This is a genomic window from Lactobacillus sp. S2-2 (assembly GCF_021698855.1).
Taxonomy (GTDB): Bacteria; Bacillota; Bacilli; order Lactobacillales; family Lactobacillaceae; genus Fructilactobacillus.
In genome coordinates this window covers 24,340-44,496 of sequence record NZ_WWFA01000010.1, presented here as the reverse complement: position 1 = coordinate 44,496, position 20,157 = coordinate 24,340, and the positions used below count along the sequence as shown (strand labels likewise).

19 protein-coding genes are annotated in these 20,157 nt (G+C 26.1%); 4 read left to right on the top strand and 15 right to left on the bottom strand.

Annotated features, from left to right (window positions below):
• Window positions 1–77 precede the first annotated feature (77 nt).
• The 13 genes from GSH19_RS05530 to GSH19_RS05470 all read right to left on the bottom strand — a co-directional run bounded on the left by GSH19_RS05530 (window position 78) and on the right by GSH19_RS05470 (window position 15,329).
• The gene (locus GSH19_RS05530; protein WP_237027109.1) at window positions 78–2,111 is read right to left on the bottom strand and encodes a DUF5776 domain-containing protein; all 2,034 of its coding nucleotides are present in this window, start codon (window positions 2,109–2,111) and stop codon (window positions 78–80) included.
• Window positions 2,112–2,116: 5 nt separating this feature from the next.
• Window positions 2,117–2,353 (bottom strand): hypothetical protein, encoded by a 237-nt coding sequence (locus GSH19_RS05525; RefSeq protein WP_237027108.1) that lies wholly within the window; start codon window positions 2,351–2,353, stop codon window positions 2,117–2,119.
• Window positions 2,354–2,612: 259 nt separating this feature from the next.
• Window positions 2,613–2,783: a hypothetical protein gene (locus tag GSH19_RS05520; RefSeq protein WP_237027107.1), complete on the bottom strand. Its 171-nt coding sequence runs from the start codon at window positions 2,781–2,783 to the stop codon at window positions 2,613–2,615.
• A gap of 36 nt (window positions 2,784–2,819) precedes the next feature.
• On the bottom strand, window positions 2,820–3,512 hold the full coding sequence (locus tag GSH19_RS05515; RefSeq protein ID WP_237027106.1) for an ABC transporter permease subunit: 693 nt from the start codon (window positions 3,510–3,512) through the stop codon (window positions 2,820–2,822).
• 6 nt (window positions 3,513–3,518) lie between these two features.
• Window positions 3,519–4,100, bottom strand: a complete 582-nt coding sequence (locus tag GSH19_RS05510) for a transporter substrate-binding domain-containing protein (protein ID WP_237027105.1) — start codon at window positions 4,098–4,100, stop codon at window positions 3,519–3,521.
• Between the two features lie 402 nt (window positions 4,101–4,502).
• Window positions 4,503–5,243, bottom strand: coding sequence for an amino acid ABC transporter ATP-binding protein (locus GSH19_RS05505; protein WP_237027104.1), 741 nt, complete (start codon window positions 5,241–5,243; stop codon window positions 4,503–4,505).
• The gene (locus tag GSH19_RS05500; RefSeq protein WP_237027103.1) at window positions 5,236–6,726 is read right to left on the bottom strand and encodes an ABC transporter substrate-binding protein/permease; all 1,491 of its coding nucleotides are present in this window, start codon (window positions 6,724–6,726) and stop codon (window positions 5,236–5,238) included. The genes GSH19_RS05505 and GSH19_RS05500 overlap by 8 nt, the downstream gene beginning before the upstream one ends.
• A 493-nt stretch (window positions 6,727–7,219) precedes the next feature.
• On the bottom strand, window positions 7,220–10,327 hold the full coding sequence (locus GSH19_RS05495) for a pectate lyase-like adhesive domain-containing protein (RefSeq protein WP_237027102.1): 3,108 nt from the start codon (window positions 10,325–10,327) through the stop codon (window positions 7,220–7,222).
• A gap of 116 nt (window positions 10,328–10,443) precedes the next feature.
• On the bottom strand, window positions 10,444–11,277 hold the full coding sequence (locus tag GSH19_RS05490; protein ID WP_237027101.1) for a WxL protein peptidoglycan domain-containing protein: 834 nt from the start codon (window positions 11,275–11,277) through the stop codon (window positions 10,444–10,446).
• Between the two features lie 589 nt (window positions 11,278–11,866).
• The gene (locus tag GSH19_RS05485) at window positions 11,867–12,883 is read right to left on the bottom strand and encodes a DUF3324 domain-containing protein (RefSeq protein ID WP_237027100.1); all 1,017 of its coding nucleotides are present in this window, start codon (window positions 12,881–12,883) and stop codon (window positions 11,867–11,869) included.
• 80 nt (window positions 12,884–12,963) lie between these two features.
• The gene (locus GSH19_RS05480) at window positions 12,964–13,800 is read right to left on the bottom strand and encodes a WxL domain-containing protein (protein ID WP_237027099.1); all 837 of its coding nucleotides are present in this window, start codon (window positions 13,798–13,800) and stop codon (window positions 12,964–12,966) included.
• A gap of 168 nt (window positions 13,801–13,968) precedes the next feature.
• Window positions 13,969–14,256 (bottom strand): hypothetical protein, encoded by a 288-nt coding sequence (locus GSH19_RS05475; RefSeq protein WP_237027098.1) that lies wholly within the window; start codon window positions 14,254–14,256, stop codon window positions 13,969–13,971.
• 179 nt (window positions 14,257–14,435) lie between these two features.
• The gene (locus GSH19_RS05470) at window positions 14,436–15,329 is read right to left on the bottom strand and encodes a hypothetical protein (protein ID WP_237027097.1); all 894 of its coding nucleotides are present in this window, start codon (window positions 15,327–15,329) and stop codon (window positions 14,436–14,438) included.
• 158 nt (window positions 15,330–15,487) lie between these two features.
• On the opposite strand from GSH19_RS05470, the gene GSH19_RS05465 reads away from it, so the two are divergent.
• Complete coding sequence (locus GSH19_RS05465) at window positions 15,488–15,994, top strand: hypothetical protein (RefSeq protein ID WP_237027096.1); 507 nt, start codon at window positions 15,488–15,490, stop codon at window positions 15,992–15,994.
• Window positions 15,995–16,033: 39 nt separating this feature from the next.
• On the opposite strand, the gene GSH19_RS05460 is transcribed toward GSH19_RS05465, so the two are convergent.
• Window positions 16,034–16,528, bottom strand: a complete 495-nt coding sequence (locus tag GSH19_RS05460; protein WP_237027095.1) for a GNAT family N-acetyltransferase — start codon at window positions 16,526–16,528, stop codon at window positions 16,034–16,036.
• A 116-nt stretch (window positions 16,529–16,644) separates the two neighbouring features.
• On the opposite strand from GSH19_RS05460, the gene GSH19_RS05455 reads away from it, so the two are divergent.
• A complete protein-coding gene (locus tag GSH19_RS05455) occupies window positions 16,645–17,151 on the top strand; it encodes a hypothetical protein (protein WP_237027094.1) in 507 nt (168 codons plus the stop codon).
• Between the two features lie 28 nt (window positions 17,152–17,179).
• Here GSH19_RS05455 and GSH19_RS05450 read toward each other — a convergent pair whose 3' ends face one another.
• On the bottom strand, window positions 17,180–17,980 hold the full coding sequence (locus GSH19_RS05450; RefSeq protein WP_237027093.1) for a helix-turn-helix domain-containing protein: 801 nt from the start codon (window positions 17,978–17,980) through the stop codon (window positions 17,180–17,182).
• Between the two features lie 169 nt (window positions 17,981–18,149).
• On the opposite strand from GSH19_RS05450, the gene GSH19_RS05445 reads away from it, so the two are divergent.
• The gene (locus GSH19_RS05445; RefSeq protein WP_237027092.1) at window positions 18,150–18,980 is read left to right on the top strand and encodes an aldo/keto reductase; all 831 of its coding nucleotides are present in this window, start codon (window positions 18,150–18,152) and stop codon (window positions 18,978–18,980) included.
• A gap of 143 nt (window positions 18,981–19,123) precedes the next feature.
• Window positions 19,124–20,089, top strand: coding sequence for an FUSC family protein (locus GSH19_RS05440; RefSeq protein ID WP_237027091.1), 966 nt, complete (start codon window positions 19,124–19,126; stop codon window positions 20,087–20,089).
• Window positions 20,090–20,157: the final 68 nt, after the last annotated feature.

Genomic DNA, 20,157 nt, shown 5'->3' with positions numbered 1-20,157 from the left:
ATAAATTAAAAAGGCCTTCATTATTATATTTAATAAAAAACCATAGTTAAATTTAACTATGGTTTTTATTAATATTTTTATTTAATCACTTTAATAAACTTTTTGTTAGCAGTTATATACCCACCACTAATACGATAACGTTTAGTTCCTTTAAGTTTCATATTGTTTTCTTTAGAGTAATCAAAACCTCTAACATTAATATACTTATTTTTGCTTATTTTTTTAATTTTATGCTTCAATTCATTATCTTTATATAGATAAATTGAATGTTTTGTTTTAATTTTCTTAACTTGTTTTCTGTTATGCATAATTACAAGTTTACGATTCCCCGTAATATATCTACCATTATTTAAAACATATCGAGTAGTTAAATTATATTTAACAATCTTCTTAACCTTTAATACTGTACCTTGTTTATAATTTTTTACTTTCTTAGTTAAGTTTTTATTTTTATATGAATTAACTCCATTAGGATTAATTACAGTAAATTTTTTATGCATACCTTGGTAATAAGCTAATCTTGTGTAAGGATAATTATTAGTAATGTATCCACGTTTGTTATAAGTTTTTGAATGATGGTTAACATCACGAACTAAATATCTAACTCTTTGCTTATTAGAAACTGCTGTTCCATAAACAACGAACATTGGTCGTTTAATTCTTGGCTTATTATGATAATCGGCAATTCTTTCATTTCTTTTGAAAGTCTTATTTTTATACATGTAAATATGTTTCATAGCATATATTGCAAAAGGCTTAAAATGTTTAGGCTTTGGTAATGGATTCCAGTTATTACCTCCATTATTGGTATTACCACCATTAGAAGAATTTCCATTACTTCCGTTATCGTTACCATTACCTCCATTATTATCATGAATAATATTATAACGATAAGTTACATCAATATCTTCAGCAGTAAATTTTCCTTTTTCATTTCCTTCTACTCGTTCCAAATAATAACCTGGAATATTTTTAGAATGGGTTTCATAATCACTACCAATTTTACCAGTTAGTTGTTCATCTTCACTAATTTTGTTACCATAAATATCCTTATAGTGAACATTAACAGTTCCGTGATCAACAAAATTATAAGGTATAACAATAAAATTCTCGTTAGATATTCCACCCTTAACAATCATATAATTTTTGTAAGGAAGTTTTATATTTTTAAAACCAGGTGCAGTTATAGTTTTATCTGGATTATATTCTTGATTTTTTAAATTAACAAAATTAATTCCAGTTTTTTCTCCATCCATCCTTTGAACTGAATTTGCTCCATTAACATATGGCCATAGATGTCTATCACCTAATTTATTTTGCTTCAACAAAAGATAGTTCTGTGGACTAACTCCTATTGGATTAACTACATTAGGTAATTTAACAAACTTATTAAAATCAAATTGATAATTAGGATTATTTTTGTCAACTTTGACTGCTCTAGTTACTATATTTTGATCATAATAGGCCGGATTATTCATATGAATAACGTTATAGGAAAATATATCATAATTATTAGCCGGAATATCATCATTATTATATTTACTTAAATCTAATTTTGAAAAATCAGAAATTGAATTATTAATGATATCTAAATACTTTAAAGAACCATTATTTTGTAAATTAATAATTGGGTCAATATTAGTAATTCGATTTCCATATAAAGATACATATTCTAATTTTAGTAAATCTTTGATAGGGCTAACATCAGTTATATCACCAACATAAGCACCTTTACCATAATTTAAATTACTAGATAATTGTAATTCATTTAAATTTTTAGCATACTGAATTCCTTCAATAGAATATGAATCAATTCCAGACTTATTTCCACCAGCTAATAAATCATCATGAAAAATATGGCCGTTCTTATCACGAAATGTATTTCTAAGGTAATGCAATTTATTCATTTTTGACTTAGTTATATCCTTAGTTGAATCCACATCAATCTTTTGATCTTTCATATTATTTAAAACTAAATTTTGAAAGTCTTTATTTGGCATCCATGAATCAACATCATCACTAGCATTAATTGGATTATTTCCTAAAAATAATAAAAAAATCGGCAATACAAATATTAATAATTTTAAATTTAAAAATTGTTTTTTTTTCATATAAGCTATTCTCCTGGGTTAAAAGACATTGATTTATCATTTAAAACAACATATCTTTTACTTGCAGAAAAATGAGCATCAGATTTCTGTTGATTTTTTTCATGAGTATTATTTTTTTCTACCTGATTATTATATGAAGAGGTATTGTTATTATCAGCTTTAACATTTATAAATGTCATACCTAACAATACTGATAAAATTATAAAAAACATAATAACAATATACCTTTTTGTTTTTTGCATTAATATCACTCTCCTTAAAATATAAGATATAAAATAATTTAAACTCATTTAACACCTTATAAATTGATTTTATCATAACAAATCAATAAATCTATTAATTTGTATTAAAATCAAGTGAAAAGTTACACCAATAGATTATTTAAGAACTTCTTAGCATTTTCAGTTTTAGGATTAGCAAAAGAATTATTTTGTTAGTTAATAAAATAATGTTAATTACACTATTATTCAAATTAATAATCTTATATATTTTTATAGTTTATTATTCGTTTAACATCTTTCTTTCAATAATTTTCATAATAATTGAAACAGTAAAAGTCATTATAAAATATAAAATCATTGCAATAAAAATTGGCATCACTCCGCGGTATGTATTAGATTGCACAATTTTAAGTTGGTAAATTAAATCAGTTACTCCAATTAATTGAAACAATTGAACTTTCTTTAATTAATGAAATAAATTCATTCCCTAATGCTGGCCAAATATTTTTAAAGGCTTGAGGTAAAATGATAAATTGCATTGTCGTTTTTTCGAAATACCAAGAGATCTCGCAGCTTCTTTTTGTCCAACATCTATTGAATTAATTCCTCCTCTAATAATTTCTGCAATATAAGATCCTGAATTAATAGAAATGGCTATAATTCCAGCAATTATAGCAGAAATATTAACAAAAATTCCTAATCCAAAATAAACAAACATAATTTGAACCATTAAAGGAGTTCCTCTAATAAATTCAATAAAACTAATTACAATTCCTTTAATTATTTTACTTTTAAACATTCTAACAATTACTAATAGCATTCCAAAAATAAAACCAAACAAGATTGAATTTAATGAAATTAGAATTGTATACATCATTCCTGAAATAAAATATCTTTTATAATTCCACATTGAATTTTCTTCATTGCTTTTTTTAATTAATTTTAATTTCCCTTGATCTGATTTATTATCATTTAAAATATTAATTGAAGTTGTCATGTATTTATTATCATATAATTTTTCATCATTTACTTTTCTTATAATCTTATTAACCTTTTTAGTTAATGTATTTGCTTTTTTTGGAAAAGCTGCAGCCATCTTTGTTCCATTTTCAAATTCTAATTTACTTAATTTTAATGAATTATCATTTTGAACAAACATTTTAGCTCTTGTTTTATCCATAACTGCTCAATCAATTTTTTTGCTTTTTAATGCCAAAATAATGTTATTATTAGTTTCAAATCCAGTTAATTTATCAATATTTTTTTGTTTTTTAGCTAAATTATATTGCATACTTCCAGTTTGTGCTCCTAATAAAACACCTTTTAAATTTGTTTTATTATTAATATTTTTTCCATCACTTGTGGTTACAATTATATTTGGATCATCATAATAATCAATTGAAAAATTAACATTTCTAGGTATTTCTGGCGTAGTATCCATTCCAGCTAAAATCATATCTATCTTTCCAGTTTGCATACCAACAATCAAAGAATCAAACGGCATTGTTTTAATTTTTAACTTAACTCCCAGGTTTTTCGCAATTCTTTGACCCAACATTACATCAGTACCATACATCTTTGTTGTACTATTAATTGTTTTCTTAAACTCAAAAGGAGGATAATCAGCAGCCGTTCCCATCACAATTTCACCTTTTTGCTGTACTTTTTGAAGCGATGTATCAGAATTCGCACTAACTGTTTGATATGTACCAATAAACCCCATCATCAGCAAAATAATTCCAATTATTTTAAAATTAAATTTTTTCATTCTTTTCTCCTCTTTTCTAAATAATAAAAAATCCGAATTAATTACAGATTCTCTTGGAAAATGTAATCAATTCGGATTTCTTTATTCAATTGCAAACTATGACAAACTGGTATCAATGTGGATTACTTTAATTTAGGTAATAAAAAAGAATCATTAATAGCGACGGATTTCTCCCAGCTTGCCAAGATTAAAAGCAATTGATCAATTCCGCTAGCTATTTAATGATTCTCTTATTAATTTTAAGAGAAACCATTCAACAATGCTATTCTTGATACTTTTACCATGTTAGAATCTCGGCGATTATTTGAAAGTACTCATCGGATTCGTCGCAATGCAGTAAAAGATTGGTTACCTATTACTGACAGATATTGAATAGCAATTGTTTTCATAATTTACACCTTTCTATACTAATAGATTATTTAAGAACTTCTTAGCATTTTCAGTTTTAGGATTAGCAAAGAATTCTTTGGGATCAGCTTTTTCTTCAATTTGATGATCTGACATAAACCAGACTTGGTTAGCAACATTTTTAGCAAAATTCATCTCATGAGTAACTACAATCATAGTCATCCCATTATCAGCCAATTGGTTCATAACTTGTAAAACTTCTCCTACCATTTCTGGATCAAGTGCTGAAGTCGGTTCATCAAATAGCATTAATTTAGGTTCCATTGCAAGTGCTCTTGCAATCGCAATTCTTTGAGCTTGTCCACCAGATAAACTTTTAGGATATACATTAGCTTTATCTGATAATCCCACCATCTTTAATAATTCATAAGCTTTATTGGAAGCTTCATCTTCAGATTTATTTTTTACTTTCATTGGAGCTAATTTAATATTTTCTAAAACTGTTAAATGAGGAAATAAATTAAATTGTTGAAATACCATCCCCATTTCCGTTCTAATTTGATCTAATTGATTATCATGATAACTAATAATATTTTCACCATCAAAACTTACAATTCCATCAGTTGGCTTTTCTAATAAATTGAGACAACGTAATAAAGTACTTTTTCCAGCTCCAGATGGACCAATTAAAGTAATCACATCACCAGAATTAACTTCTGCATTAATTTGATTTAAAACAGGAACTTCTTTGTATTTTTTAGTTAAATTTTCAATTTTTAATAATTGATTAGTCATGTGACATCTTCCTTTCGATAACTTTCATAATAGTTGAAGCAGTAAAGGTCATAACAAAGTATAAAATCATAGATACAAAAATTGGCATTACTCCACGATAAGTATCTGATTGAACAATTTTAAGTTGGTAAATTAAATCAGTTACTCCAATAATAGAAACAATGGAACTTTCCTTAATTAATGAAACAAATTCATTTCCTAGTGCTGGCCAAATATTCTTTAATGCTTGAGGTAAAATAATGAATCTCATAGTATTCTTTTTAGACATTCCAAGTGAACGTGAGGCTTCAGTTTGCCCTGTATCAATTGAATCAATTCCACTTCTGATAATTTCCGCTACATACGCTCCTGAATTAATTGAAATTGCAATAATTCCGGCAAAGACAGCTGGGATATTAACAAAAACTCCAATCCCAAAATATACAAACATAATTTGAATCATCAATGGGGTTCCACGAATAAATTCAACAAAACCAATTACAGTTCCCTTAATCAATTTATTTTTAACCATTCTAAGCAATGCCAGAGCAGTTCCAATAATAAATCCAAAGAAGGTTGCAATTAATGAAATAACAATTGTATAAATCATTCCTGAAATAAAGTAACCTTTATAATTCCACATTGAATTAGGATTTCCTTGATTATGTTTTGGTCCATGTGGTCCTTTTCCTTTTTTTGGACCATTTAAGACTGCTCCAGCAGCTGGAAGAAATTCTTTATTATATAAGTCATGTTTATTTACATTATTAACTGTTTTATTGACCGCATTTGTTAAACTATTTGAATGTTTTTGCATTGCAATTGCCATTTTAGAACCTGAATCTAAAAATTTAGATTCATCAATCTTTAAAGCATCATTATTTTGAATAAAAGCTTGTGCGGTTGCTTTATCAAGTACAATTGCATCAACTTTATGAGATTGTAAAGCTATAATTAAATCATTGTTACTTTCCATGCCCATTACTTTTTTTACTTGTTTTTGTTTTTTAATTAAATTAAATGGAATACTTCCAGTTTGTGCTCCAACTACTTTTCCAGTTAAATCCTTTTTATTCTTATAATGTGGTGTTTCTTTCAAAGAAATTAAAACATTTGGATCATCATAATAATCTTTAGAAAAATTAACACTCTTTTTTCTCTCTGGAGTATTGCCCATTCCAGCTAAGACCATGTCTACTTTTCCAGTTTGTAATCCAACTAATAATGAATCAAAAGACATTGGTTTAACTGACAATTTAACGCCTAAATCTTTCGCAATCTTTTGTCCTAATAAAATATCAGCTCCATAAATTCCAGATTTACCATTAATATTTTTAGTAAATTCAAAAGGAGGATAATCAGCAGCCGTTCCCATCACAATTTCACCTTTTTGCTGTACTTTTTGAAGCGATGTATCAGAATTCGCACTAACTGTTTGATATGTACCAATAACCCCCATCATCAGCAAAATAATTCCAATTATTTTAAAATTAAATTTTTTCATTCTTTTCTCCTCTTTTCTAAATAATAAAAAATCCGAATTAATTACAGATTCTCTTGGAAAATGTAATCAATTCGGATTTTTTTATTCAATTGCAGCCTATGACAAACTGGTATCAATGAGGATTAATTTAAATTAGTTAATAAAAAAGAATCATTAATAGAGACAGATTTCTCCCAGCTTGCCAAGACAATAAGCAATTGATCAATTCCACTAGCTATTAATGATTCTCTTGGATAAACTTTAAGAGAAATCATTCAACAATGCTATACTTGATACTTTTACCATATTATAGTCTCGACGATTATTTAAAATTACTCGTCGGTTTCGTCGCAATATAGTAAAGATTTGATTATTTACTACTGACATACCACTAATAGCGATTGTTTTCATGATTACACCCCTTTTCATAAATTATTTAACTAAATATAACTTTTATTTAAAATTTTGTCAATAAAAAATTTAATACATGATTTTATTAATTCAATTATATCTTTTAATATCCACTGATAACTGTCCAGGTTAATCCTGGACTTTCCTTATTCCCATTACTGTAATTACCAGGTGTACTAAAATTAGTTTTTGGAGATAAAGCAATTTGTTTATTATTTTTCCAATAAACATTACTTAAAGATTGGCCTGATGATGAAGAAGCAATCTCTACTGGATTATTAAAAATTGATACGTATTGATTATTTTTCTTATAAAATAGTTCTCCTTCAAAACTACTACTTGAATTACTATCCGAAGTAAACTTTTTCGTATTTTGTTGTAAAGTTAATTTTAATGAGGGTCTATTTGATCTTTTATCCTTCACAGCAACAGCTAAATTACTTCCAGAAGCATAATATAATCCGTTTTCAAATAAATGACTACCATTAAAAATGATATCATTAGGAGAAATTTTTAACCCATCTGGATCAATAAATGAAATTGAACTATCGGGTCCTTGCATCGTATTTCCGCCATCAGTCACAACGCTCGGATTGAATTCTATACTATCCGAACTATATTTCTTATTTTTATTATCTAATTTACCTTTAATTTTTATATTTTTAATAGTTGGATTATCATCTTTTTTTCGATTTACTTGTATTTTCTTTAGGATTAAAGTTTTATATTCATTACCTTTTTTCACTTCATAATCATAAGAACTGTCTTTAAGACTTTTATAACTGCCATCATCATTAACTTTTATTGAACTTTCATCAATTGACAAAGGAATTGGCTGCTCATAATTAAATTTGTAATCAATATGCTTAGAAAAATTAGTAAAATCAGTACTAAACTCTAGTTCATCACCAATTCCTTCTTCACCTTGATTTACATCTACTAATTTGTGATCTCCTTGATTCGAATCAGAATTAGATAAGTTCTTAATAGAGTTACTTAAATTCAATTGCATTGGTGAATTTAATTTAATTTTAAACTTATTACTATCAACAAAGTTATAAGTAGCTACTACTTGCATATCTAAATTATCAGAACCGATTAGTTCCCACAGACTTTGGGGAATATCAAATTTAAAATTACCATTGTCATCAGTCAATGCATAATAAGGCTTTGATTTCTCATAAAGTTCAGAACTATTATTAAAATCGGTAAATGGAGAAATATAATTTTCAAAAATATCTTGGTTATTACTATTTTCACTTATAAAATCACTTGAATGTAGCGTATTATTTTTGAAAGAATCTCCCGATTTATAAGAAGAAGTTGTTGGAAAGTCTTTTTTCTTTTTATTAAATAAAACTTGATTTGCATTAATTAATTCAAAAACATTATTAATGCCAAAATTTCTTGAAAAATAATTATCTTTATTATTTTTATTTACATATATTTTTATATAAGCGTTTTTTAAATTATTACCATCATCATCTTTTACGTTCCCATTTATACTTTCATCAGAATCATTTATGTTAGAATGATCTAGTGTTAAAACTGGCGTAGGCATTCTTGTAAAACTAATCTCTCTATACTGCTTACTATTCATTTTATTTAAAGAATCATAAAATTCCTTTGTATACTCATAACTACCTAGAACTCTTATATAATTATTATCTACTGAATTACCAGATATCGGATACAACAATCTATGAATAGGAATTTTTGAGTTTTCCAAAATTGATGTATCTTCACCTTTTGCATCTTCTCCTTTAGCAGAGAATGCAAAATCAGTTGCATTTATATAGTTATTATTACTAGAATACATTATATAATTCTTACTTAAATTACTATGAGTATTAAAATTAACTAACTTAGGATTATCAAAATTAATTACTGATGATCCATCCGTATCAATTAAATATGAATTGTTTGAATTTTTTGAATTTTTTAGATAAGAATCAATGTTCATACTACCGTTAGGAGAAATATTAAAATTCCCCCCTTTCAAATAAACCAATCCATCATTTGTATATGCATTATTATTATCAGACTTCTGATTTATATAAAATTCTGAATTTTTTCCAATATTTATATCAGCAGAATTTAATTGTATAAGAGGATCTGAAGAATCACCTTGTGTATCAACAGTTCCATCACTATCTATATTTATTCTAGCACCATCATTTACATTCATTTTTGAACCACCATAAGCAAAAATAGCACTAGATATGTTCCCTTTATAATTTGAAGGAACATCTATTTTTGAACCATCATTTATAGTAATACTATCACTATTATTATAAATATTTAGATTAGCATTTTTATTGATATTCACGACTGATGAACTAGAAAAATAAATTGCAGAAGAATTGTTATAAAGCGTCCATGGAGGAGTATGTTCTGTATTACCCCAATTATGCGGATGTAAATTAACTGTTGCACCATCATCTACAGTTAAATTTCCAGAAAGCTCAAATATATTATCTTTGTAAGATGTTCCTGTATAAGTAGCGTTAGGCATTATTTCAACATCTCTAACTTCCAAATTTTGTTGACTGCTACTATCTGTTGAAACAGTTCTATCTTTATTTAAACCTGAATAATTTTTTTTACCCAGAGCCTTATAATAAGGAACAGAATTTATATTGCAGTCTCCTTTTATTTTAACTTTGTCACCGTCTATTGTCGTATGAATTAACTGTGAACCATAATAAGTAAAATTATTATAAGTAACGGTTTCATTTTTATCATTTAAACTTAAGGGACCATAAAAGCTTGTACCTAAAATCTTTATATCTTTAAACTCCCAATTATGACCTTGCATACTACTACCATTAGGAGCAATATTAGATCTACCAAAATCTACAGTATGGCCTTGTCCATCAAAAGTTAAACTACCATTATGATTTACACTCATCCAATACCAATTTATGCCACCAGTATAATGATCATTATATCTACTGTAGCTGGAATCGTTCAAATTAATATCATTATCGACAATTATTTTTTGAATGTTTGAATTACCACTTTGATCAGAATTAGGATTATAACTTTTATCATAAGGTTTTAAATAGGCATCTATAAATTCATCAGCAGTTTTTACATGAACTGTTGTTTGATTTGGATCAATATCCGTGGCTGCTTTAACTTCATTATTAGAACTATAAAAGCATATAAAAAGAAAACTAAATATTAACAAAGTGATATATTTTTTCATTTATTTTCCCTCCTAATAAATAATAACGTCATTAAAATAATTAATACCACATAAAATTTAATAATTGTGAAATTACTTATATTATTATATACCTTTATAAACCAATCTATAATTCTTTACAATTTATATTTCCTTTTAACAAAACTAACTGAGAGAAAATATAAAATTGTAATTATAATAACTAAAATTATAATAAGAAAATGATTTACTTTAGTATATGATTGCTTTTTAAAATCACCAATAGTGAACGTTTTCTTAATTTGTTTATAATTATTTTTATTATAAATTGTAACTAATAATTTATACATTCCAGGTTTTAAATTAATATTATTTAATACGTAATTACTGAAAGAATTAGGTACCATACTATAATTTTCTTGTTGATGAATAATTCTTTTTTGCGAGCTATCAAATAATTCAACTTTCAAGTTAGAATTAGATAAAATAAAGGATTGATTATTTACTAAATTAAATTTAACCCTTTTATTGTTAGTTTTCAATCCATTTATAAAAAAATTATCTAGACTTTTGTTATCAGCTTTTAAATTGTTTTTAAGAACAATACTCGTAGAAAACATGGTTTTATTTTTGGCTCCATAATTCTCGCTATTAATACCTCCTAAAATAACTCCTGAAACACCACTTTCTGGAATTTTAATTACAAAAGAAACGTTCTTAATTTCATGAGGTTTTAAAGTAGTGACTATATTACTCCTACCTACAATCATCGACTTTAATGAAGGATTACTTCTTTTATAATTATCATTAATTTTACTATAATTATAATTTATAATTCCATTACTGTTATGTGAATCATTAATAAAAGTATTTATTTTTATTTTATGATTGGTATAATTTTTTAATTTGACTTCAATTTTTTTTTTCTGAAATGGTAAAACATCATACTGGAAAAAACCTTTATTAACTATTTTTTTTGATAATATTGGCACAGTTGAAAATTCATTAGAATTAGCCTTTATACTTATTGTGAGAAAAATAAAAAATGAAAAAAAAATGAAAAAAATTATATATATATACTTGTATGTTTTCATTTGCTATTCCTTATATAAAATATTTTGTTTTATCAATAATATCATATTAAAACTAATTGAATATAATATATGTTTAAACGATATGGTAATTTAAAAAAATCTAAATAATATTTTGTCGTTTGGTAATGAAAACATTTATTTTAATAAATAAAGTTTCCTTTACAATCTTTTTTTAACATAATTTAATTATATCTTTAGATAATTGATAATAAATAAAATATAAATATTTTTGCTATTTAATTTCATTTTAATAATATTTGTATGAATTTTTGTTATTTTAATTAATAATTTGATTCAAATTAATATTTTGATATTTAAATATCAAAATATTAATTACTAGAACTTTAAATAGTTGGAATCAAAAAATTCTATCAGTATTCCTAATTTATAATTTTCATTTTCTATTAAATTTAGAAAAAAAAACATAAAAATTGAACTTTGCCAAATTTTTATGGTTTTTCGAATTATTTAAAATTTAAAAGATATTTTAACTATTTAATTCTTTCTTTTCTTGGTTCTTTTTATATTTACGATAGATTAAGTAAGCAATTAATAATAATAATAATAGAATTAAAATAATAATTAAGTAAATTAACCATGAGTTAGCTTGTAAATACGAACCCATGTATTGAGTATTACTAATAGTAAAATCTTTTTCTAAAACCCACTTACCTTGATCAGAATTTGCAACAATTCGAATATGATATTTACCGGGTTTTAAAGTATCAGTATTAGCAAGATTTTGCATTGTAAAGTGAGTACTAGGAGCAACTGAAGTCATTTGAACTCTTTGATTTACAACTTGTTTTTTATCTTCATTTGTAACCTTAGTATTTACATCCATATTATTAATTAGACCCGGTTTTTTGTTGTAAATAGTAGCATTAACTTGCGGTCTAGTAAAAATATTTTTACCATTAACTTCACCTAAAGTTAACTTAGGTTTAACGATTTTATCAACTTCTTTTATACCAACAGGCATAACATAAGTATATTTATTATTAATTAAAGTACTACCTTGTTGAGTTTTCAAAGATAAATTATTATCAATATAGAAACCACCTAATAATAATCCTTTAAATCCTTGTTTTGGAATTTTAGCATTGAAAGTTATTTTTGTAGGTTTATTAGGACTAACATTTTTAATAATCACAGACTTATCAAATAACTGATTAAAATTATTTTGTTTCTTATTATCATTTAAGAATTTGTGATCACTATAATCAATTGCCGGGGTTCCAACCGTTTTAGCAGTATTAGCACTTATTCTGACTTTTTGTGTTTTATTTGAAAAATTTATTATATTAAAAGATAATTTTTGAGTTGTTCCAGGTTTTACTAAAGGATTTAAATAACCATTTTCTATGATTTGATTACTTGGATAAATAGGTTTTAAAGCAAGTCCTTTTACTACTTGTGCTTTAGTGTTAACACTTACAAATAATAAGCATGTTATAATTAGTGACAAAACAATGCTTAAAGTTGATATTCTACTTTTTTTCAAAACTAATCCTCCAAAAATATTATGTAAAATAATAGAAAGAACATCAGTATTCTTTCTATTAAAAATCAGATAATTACCTATTAATTAGATACTGCGTCTTGAGCAGTAGGAGTTAATGTCCAAGTAATACTTGCAGCATAATTACCAGCGGTTAATCCTTCTGGTATATATAAACTTCCAGTATTAAATGTCATAGTTGAATCACCAGAATTTGCTTTTTTCGTGCTCAATACACTTCCATTAGTAGTTCCATCTGATCTTAAAGAGAAATTATCATTTGCACTAATATCTTTTTTATCACTACTACTTTCAATTTGAGGATTTTTAAGATTTAAAATAAATTGTTTTGATTTTGCGTCAGCATTATCACCAGTAAGTGCGTCTGTACCACCAGCATTATTTATTTTACCAAACGGAGCCATTGAAGCAGTAACAGTGTAACCACCTAATGAATCTGAACCCTTAATTGCAGGTCTACTATCTGTAACACTTAGTTGGTTAGATGAAGCCTTACCATTTAGTGAGTCATCTTTTAAAACAGAATCATTATCAGTTATTGTTCTTAATGTTCTACCATTATTAACATCACCATTTTTATCATCTGTTTGTTTTCTAGTAGCAGAATCTGCTGATGCACCAAAACCAAAACTTGGAACAGTATTAAGAGTTAAATATCCAGCAGTTAATCTTACATGGGCATTAGATTTACCAACAATTGCAGAAGCACCATCTTTTTGGTGTCCTTCCGCATCATAAAAGTTTTGTTTCTTACCTGTATCATCAGCGTTTTTAGCACTACCGATAACATTTGTAGGTGCGTTTGAATCAGTATCAGCAGCTGAAGCACTAACACTTAATCCACCTAACACTAAGGCACTTGCAGTTAAAGCTAAAATATTTTTTTTACTAAATAACATAATTATACCTCCATATATATATATAAATTTTCATTTGCTTAAAAGATTAACTTTTAAAGTAACTTTTAAACAAAAAGCTGGATAAATATTAATAAATTTATATTTATTAGCTCTAAAAACATAATATAAAACTTTCTTAACTTTTTCAATTAAAACATATCTAAAAAATTAAATTTTTTTAATTTTTATTTCATTTTTTTCAATGACTGGAACAAAAAATTCATTACGATATTTTTGAATAACTTTAAAATTAGTTGTTTCACCTTTTTGTAATTCAGTTGATTTGATTGAAAAAGCCATGTCGTCTTTTCTCTTATCAATGAATCTACTATCATAGTAGTAATTAATTTTAGCCTTATCTTTTAGACTTAAATTTAAAGGCCTCGGATAATTATTTGAAGTATTGACAACCGATTTTTGATTAATTGTAACAGGATTAACTGTAATAAGCCACATAATAATTAATCCAGTTAAAGAGATAAATAGAGCTGTGAAAATTCCACTATACTCATTTTTTATACGCCTAATCTTTGAAATTAGCAATCCTAGCAAACAGAAAATTCCAATAAAAACCATCACAGATCCAATGACGCTGATAGTATTATAGAAAATAATCATGGAACTTTCCCCCTTTATTAATTGATATTAGGAACTAACTTTCTATAGCAAACTACACTAATTAAAAAAAAGCTCGAAGCTAGAAAAGATGAAACTGGCAAAATCATTAACATTGATTTAGGTAAAACAATTGCTAATATTGGAAAAGCATATGCTGCCGGAACTTTTACCTTAATTAATTGTAATAGTAAAAATACCAAAGGTAAACTAACAAGACTTATTATTAACCATGATTTAAAATTTAAATAAACTAAAAATCCAATTGTCGCTGACCCCGTCAAAGCAATAATCTGTTTGATTGCTAAATTAAAATGATACTTAGGTTTTTGGAGAACTTCATACAAAACAACCAATACTGGTGGAATACCTATCATTTGTGGAACTTGAAATACAATAACAACTAATGCCCAAATTAAAATTAATCCTGTATAAACCGCCATATTACGATATAGCATAGCAGAACCCTTATGCAACTTTCGATGAGATCCGCGAATATGAACACTAATCATTAAAATAAACGTAAAACTTAAAGTAGCAACAATGAAGGAAACATGATTAGCGTTAACAATAATAGGTAATAATCCCGTTGCAAAAGATGGAGCTAATGCACAACTCAATAATTTAAGAAAAATAATTACAAACAATAATACTAACAATATCTTTGAAACATAATTCATCGATAATAAATTAATTAAAAAACCAACAATTGCTGTTATCGAAGGAGCTAAAAATATTTTAGTAGGTTCGCAAATCCAATTAGAATCTTGATAAATAAAAATTCCCGTTGTTAATGCGGCTATTTCAGGTAAAATAATTTCAATATCTTTAAATAAAGTTGCTATTAGTATCATTAATATAACGAATAAATATCCAATTAGATAATCTCTAATTTCTAATTTACTTAATCTCAAAACAAAAAATCCCTTCTTAATTAAAAACTTAATCTAAAACAACTAAACTAGTTTATCATAATTAATTTTTAATATTAATATTAAAAATCACTTTGATAGCTTTATTTTTATAAAAGTGTTATTATGCCATAGTATAAAAGTTAGAATCGAGGATTATAATGAATTATAAAATATTTAATAAATTAATTTTGTTAATAATAGCAAGTTGTTCGCTCTTAATATTTAGTAATCAGACAGTAAATGCAAGTAAAACCACTGTTTCAAATTACTATATTTCGATTAATGGAAAAGAATTCCTAAAATCATTAAAATCTAATTACCCAAAAAGTTATAAAAGAATTTCCAAAACTGATTATCGACATCTTAATAATAAAAAAAAGGCAGTTAAGCTTTCTAAAGTGAATTCAAATTACCGTATGGTCTTAAATTATAAAGTAGGAAATTTAATTTCTAAAATAAATATGGTGGCAATTTCTGGATCTGTATCTGATGGTTTAATGCACTTCAACAAATTAAAAAAAGAATGGTCGGCACCAGTCAATTTTGGTACTGCATTCAGTGTAATCCATGCTAATGACGTTAACTTAAATAATAAAAATATTGCAGTAAGTTATAAAGCAATTCCAAAACATAAAAGTAGTTATGTAATTACTAGTTTTAAATAAAAAAACTTAAGAGATAATCTCTTAAGTTTTTTTATGCAATTAATCAAAATGACGTCCTAAAATATCTAAACTATATAAATTGCTATCCATTATAGCAACATCAGGCAAATGTCCCCATTGTTCAAAATTATTATTTTGGAACAATTTTTGACTTGGTAAATTATGTGAAAAAATATTTGCAACAATTACATTAATCTTTAATTCATCCAATTTACTAAAAACAAAATCAAGTGATTTTTGTCCTAAACCTTTCTTTTGATAACTTTGACTAATATAAATACTGATCTCAGCTGTTTTTTGATAAGCTGGTCGTCCATAAAATGGTTCTAATGCAACCCATCCCGCTATCTTATTTTTATCTTTTATAACCCAAATAGGAAAATCTTCATTATAAGAATCAAACCACTCTTGTTTTTCAGCAACACTTACTAGTTCTGTATCAGCAGTTGCAATTCTGGTTGGAATTGACTGATTATAAATAGTAACAATTTCCGGTAAATCTTTTTGTTGTGCTATTTCAAAATTAAATTCCATAATGTAATCCTCCATATAATTTTTTATTTATTATACACGTTAATTAAAAAAATTATACTTATTTAAAGTATATGATGTTATCATTAATATTAACTCTTATAAAGCGAGGAAGCATAATGAATCTAAACTCTATTAAACAATTTTCATTCCTTGTTATTGCATGCTTTACATTATTATTAATCAGCAATAATGTTAGCGATGCAAAGCAAGTAAATATTTCAACACAGTACGTTTCAATTAGTGGTAAAGAATTTTTAGAATATCTAAAGCAAGATTATCCTAATAGTTATAAAAATCTATCAAAAGTTGAAAAAAAAGGATTAAATAATCAAAAATCAGCTGCTAAACTTTCAAAAACAAACTCAAATTACAAAATGATTTTAAGTTCAAATATTAATATTTTAATTCCTAAACTAAGTATGGTCGCAACTTCTGGAACTATTTCTGATAGTTTAACAGAATGTAATAATTTAGAAAAAAGTTGGTCAAACGCAGTTAATTTTGGTACTGCATTTACTATTATTTATGCAAATGACATCCAATTTAATAATCAAAATATTTCAGTTAGCTACAAATCCATTCCAAAACATCAAAATAGTTACGTAGTAACTAGCTTTAAATAAAAGCAGGACTAATTAATTAGTCCTGTTTTTATTTACTAATCTTCATCAGATTAGAATCATCATAATGCTGAATTTGATTAAATCGAAGTTTTTGTTTATTTTTCTTAATATAATTCTTATCTTGTGATTCAAGTGAACTATCAAATGATTGATAAGAATTTTTATTTCCAATCACATATCTAATATTTGCAGGAATTTCATTTCGATTAATTAATCGTGCTTCTTTAACATATGAACCTTTATGCATAACTAGAGCATAATTATCTTGTTCTTTAGGGATTTCTCCAATTTGAAACTTAATCCATTCCCCATTACCGAATGCATCATGCACTACAAATGCATCAACCGGTTGAGGTTGATCAACTGTTTGCATTTTACTTTTACCATGCATATCAACAACTTCTTCTTTAACCTTTTTCATAGGAGTTTTTTTAGGTAATAAAGCATAATCATATTGATACTTCATAAATGGATTAGCTCGATTGACCATATCATTTTGTGCATATCTTCCCCACGAAAAAACTCCCATCATCACCCAAAAAATTAGTGCAATTATTATAATTAAAAGTAAGATTATTTTATACCATTTTTTCTTTTTAACATCCCTACTAATATGAGTAACCGTCTCTAAATCATCATCTCGCAATAATTGATCTAAAGAAATATTTAATTCATCACTTAATTGAACTAGAGTATCTAAATTTGGGACAGTTTTACCAGTTTCCCAACGCGAAATTGTTTGACGAGTAAGATGTAATCGATTGGCTAATTCATTTTGACTAAGCCCTTTTTCTTCTCGTTTATTTTTTAACTGTTCAGCTAAAATCATATTATCACTCCTTTATTAATTTTAGATTAACTAATCTTTATGTGATCAACAAGCAACCATCTTGTTACATACGTTATTTTTTTAAAATTAATTTATAGCCAAACAAAATTCTCAACAAATTCCATCTAAAAGTTTAAAATATATTTATAAACATTAGGAGGTTATACAGATGGAAAACTATCTTTTAAGAAATGGCTTAGAACTTCCAAAAATTGGTTTTGGAACTTATAAACTAAATGGATTTACTGGTGCTAAAACAATTAGCACTGCAATTAAAAATGGATATCGTCTTTTAGATACAGCTTATAATTATGAAAATGAAGGAGCAGTTGGTCGTGGAATTGCTGATTCAGGAATTGACCGTAGTGATTTAATTGTAACTACTAAAATTCCAGGACGTTACTATCAACATGATCAACTAATTCAAACTTTACAAGAATCTCTTTACCGTGCACATCTTGATTACTTTGATATTGTCCTATTACATTGGCCAAATCCAAAAGATGATCACTATGTAGAAGCATTTAAAGCATTAATTGAAGCAAAAAAATGGGGATTAGTTCGCACAATTGGAGTATGTAATTTCTTACCTGAGCATTTAGACCGTCTTGAAAAAGAAACTGGTGAACTTCCTGAAATCAACCAAATTGAACTTCATCCAAGCTTTAATCAAGTAGATCAAAGAAAATACAATGAAGAACATCAAATTTTAACTGAAGCTTGGAGTCCACTAGGACGTGCCAGCGAAGTATTACAAGATCCAACTTTAACAAAAATCGCAAATAAATATCAAAAAAATGTTGGTCAAATTATTTTACGTTGGGAAGTTCAATTAAATGTCTTACCAATTCCCAAATCATCAACTCCAACTCGTCAACGTGGCAACAAAGATGTCTTTGATTTTGAATTAACTGATGAAGAAATGGAAATCATCAATCAAATGACAAAACCAGATGGTCGAATCGCCAACCAAGACCCTGCCGTATATCAAGAATTTTAAATTCAAAAACATCCAAAAACGCTTTAAAGATAAGTAATCTTTAAAGCGTTTTTATTTAAAATTTTTTTCAAAAAATACGTTATAGAAAAACCATATTGATTGTGGTATATTGCTCAATGCTATTTTAATTGGAGGTATTTACAATGACTAAATTAACAAAGAAAAATATAACAACAAACTTTATTCAAATTATAGTAATCTTTATCTACATAAACTTATTAACTAGCTTATTTGGCATGCAAGAATCTTTAACTGGAGTTGCTTTAATTACTGCACTGCTAATGTTCATAAATATTCCACTACAACTTAGTCCAAAAAAAGCATCCCTAATGGTTTCAACCTCATTTTTATTATATGGGACAATTGCCACTTTAAATTTAATTGTTCCTTTTTATCTAATGATTCCAATCAATTTAATTTCAATTTATACATTGATGTGTGCATATTCAAATAATTTTAAGTATAAAATATTTATGCCCTTTATATTATTATATATTTTTGATTCAACTACTGACATGAACAACTTTAATTTGAAAAATAGATTTTTATGTTTATTACTAACATCTGTTTTATTAGGAATTGTATATTTTATCAAGAATAAAAATGATGCAAATAATGTTCAATCTCCTCATGTAAAGCTTGAATCACATTATGTTTCCATACTCATGAGTGTTGGAATTTCATTATCCTTAATCATCATAAACTGCTTCCACTTAAGTAAAGGCATGTGGATTTGTATGACGGTTATGTCACTTACACAAATTTCAGTAAACACAACAAAACAAAGATTACTAAGAAGAATTATGGGTACTATTACAGGAATCTTAATTTATTTTGTTATCTTTAGTATTTTAATTCCCGTTCAATATCATCTTTATTTAATTCTAATTTTAGCGTTTGTATTTTCATTTATTAAAAATTATTTTGTTCAAATCATTTTTATCACATTTAATGTAATGTACTCTACTGAAAATCTTTTCAGCTTGAATCAAGCAATTCTACAAAGAATTAGTTTTATTATCTTAGGTTGTCTGATTGTGACAGTAATTACTTATCTCATTAAAAATATTTTTGCATATCAATATAAAAAATATTCACTTAGTAAATAATCATAATTATTGATTAATATCAATTTTTTATTGCATCTTTTTTTATATCATATTGACTATAAGGAGGG

Excerpts from the sequence above, each read along its gene's own strand:
- GSH19_RS05525 (WP_237027108.1), bottom strand. The coding sequence starts at position 2,353 with ATGCAAAAAACAAAAAGGTATATTGTTATTATGTTTTTTATAATTTTA.
- GSH19_RS05455 (WP_237027094.1), top strand. The coding sequence starts at position 16,645 with ATGAATCTAAACTCTATTAAACAATTTTCATTCCTTGTTATTGCATGC.
- GSH19_RS05480 (WP_237027099.1), bottom strand. The coding sequence starts at position 13,800 with ATGTTATTTAGTAAAAAAAATATTTTAGCTTTAACTGCAAGTGCCTTA.
- GSH19_RS05460 (WP_237027095.1), bottom strand. The coding sequence starts at position 16,528 with ATGGAATTTAATTTTGAAATAGCACAACAAAAAGATTTACCGGAAATT.
- GSH19_RS05510 (WP_237027105.1), bottom strand. The coding sequence starts at position 4,100 with ATGAAAAAATTTAATTTTAAAATAATTGGAATTATTTTGCTGATGATG.
- GSH19_RS05445 (WP_237027092.1), top strand. The coding sequence starts at position 18,150 with ATGGAAAACTATCTTTTAAGAAATGGCTTAGAACTTCCAAAAATTGGT.
- GSH19_RS05465 (WP_237027096.1), top strand. The coding sequence starts at position 15,488 with ATGAATTATAAAATATTTAATAAATTAATTTTGTTAATAATAGCAAGT.
- GSH19_RS05515 (WP_237027106.1), bottom strand. The coding sequence starts at position 3,512 with ATGGATAAAACAAGAGCTAAAATGTTTGTTCAAAATGATAATTCATTA.
- GSH19_RS05495 (WP_237027102.1), bottom strand. The coding sequence starts at position 10,327 with ATGAAAAAATATATCACTTTGTTAATATTTAGTTTTCTTTTTATATGC.
- GSH19_RS05500 (WP_237027103.1), bottom strand. The coding sequence starts at position 6,726 with ATGAAAAAATTTAATTTTAAAATAATTGGAATTATTTTGCTGATGATG.
- GSH19_RS05475 (WP_237027098.1), bottom strand. The coding sequence starts at position 14,256 with ATGTGGCTTATTACAGTTAATCCTGTTACAATTAATCAAAAATCGGTT.
- GSH19_RS05440 (WP_237027091.1), top strand. The coding sequence starts at position 19,124 with ATGACTAAATTAACAAAGAAAAATATAACAACAAACTTTATTCAAATT.
- GSH19_RS05505 (WP_237027104.1), bottom strand. The coding sequence starts at position 5,243 with ATGACTAATCAATTATTAAAAATTGAAAATTTAACTAAAAAATACAAA.
- GSH19_RS05450 (WP_237027093.1), bottom strand. The coding sequence starts at position 17,980 with ATGATTTTAGCTGAACAGTTAAAAAATAAACGAGAAGAAAAAGGGCTT.
- GSH19_RS05530 (WP_237027109.1), bottom strand. The coding sequence starts at position 2,111 with ATGAAAAAAAAACAATTTTTAAATTTAAAATTATTAATATTTGTATTG.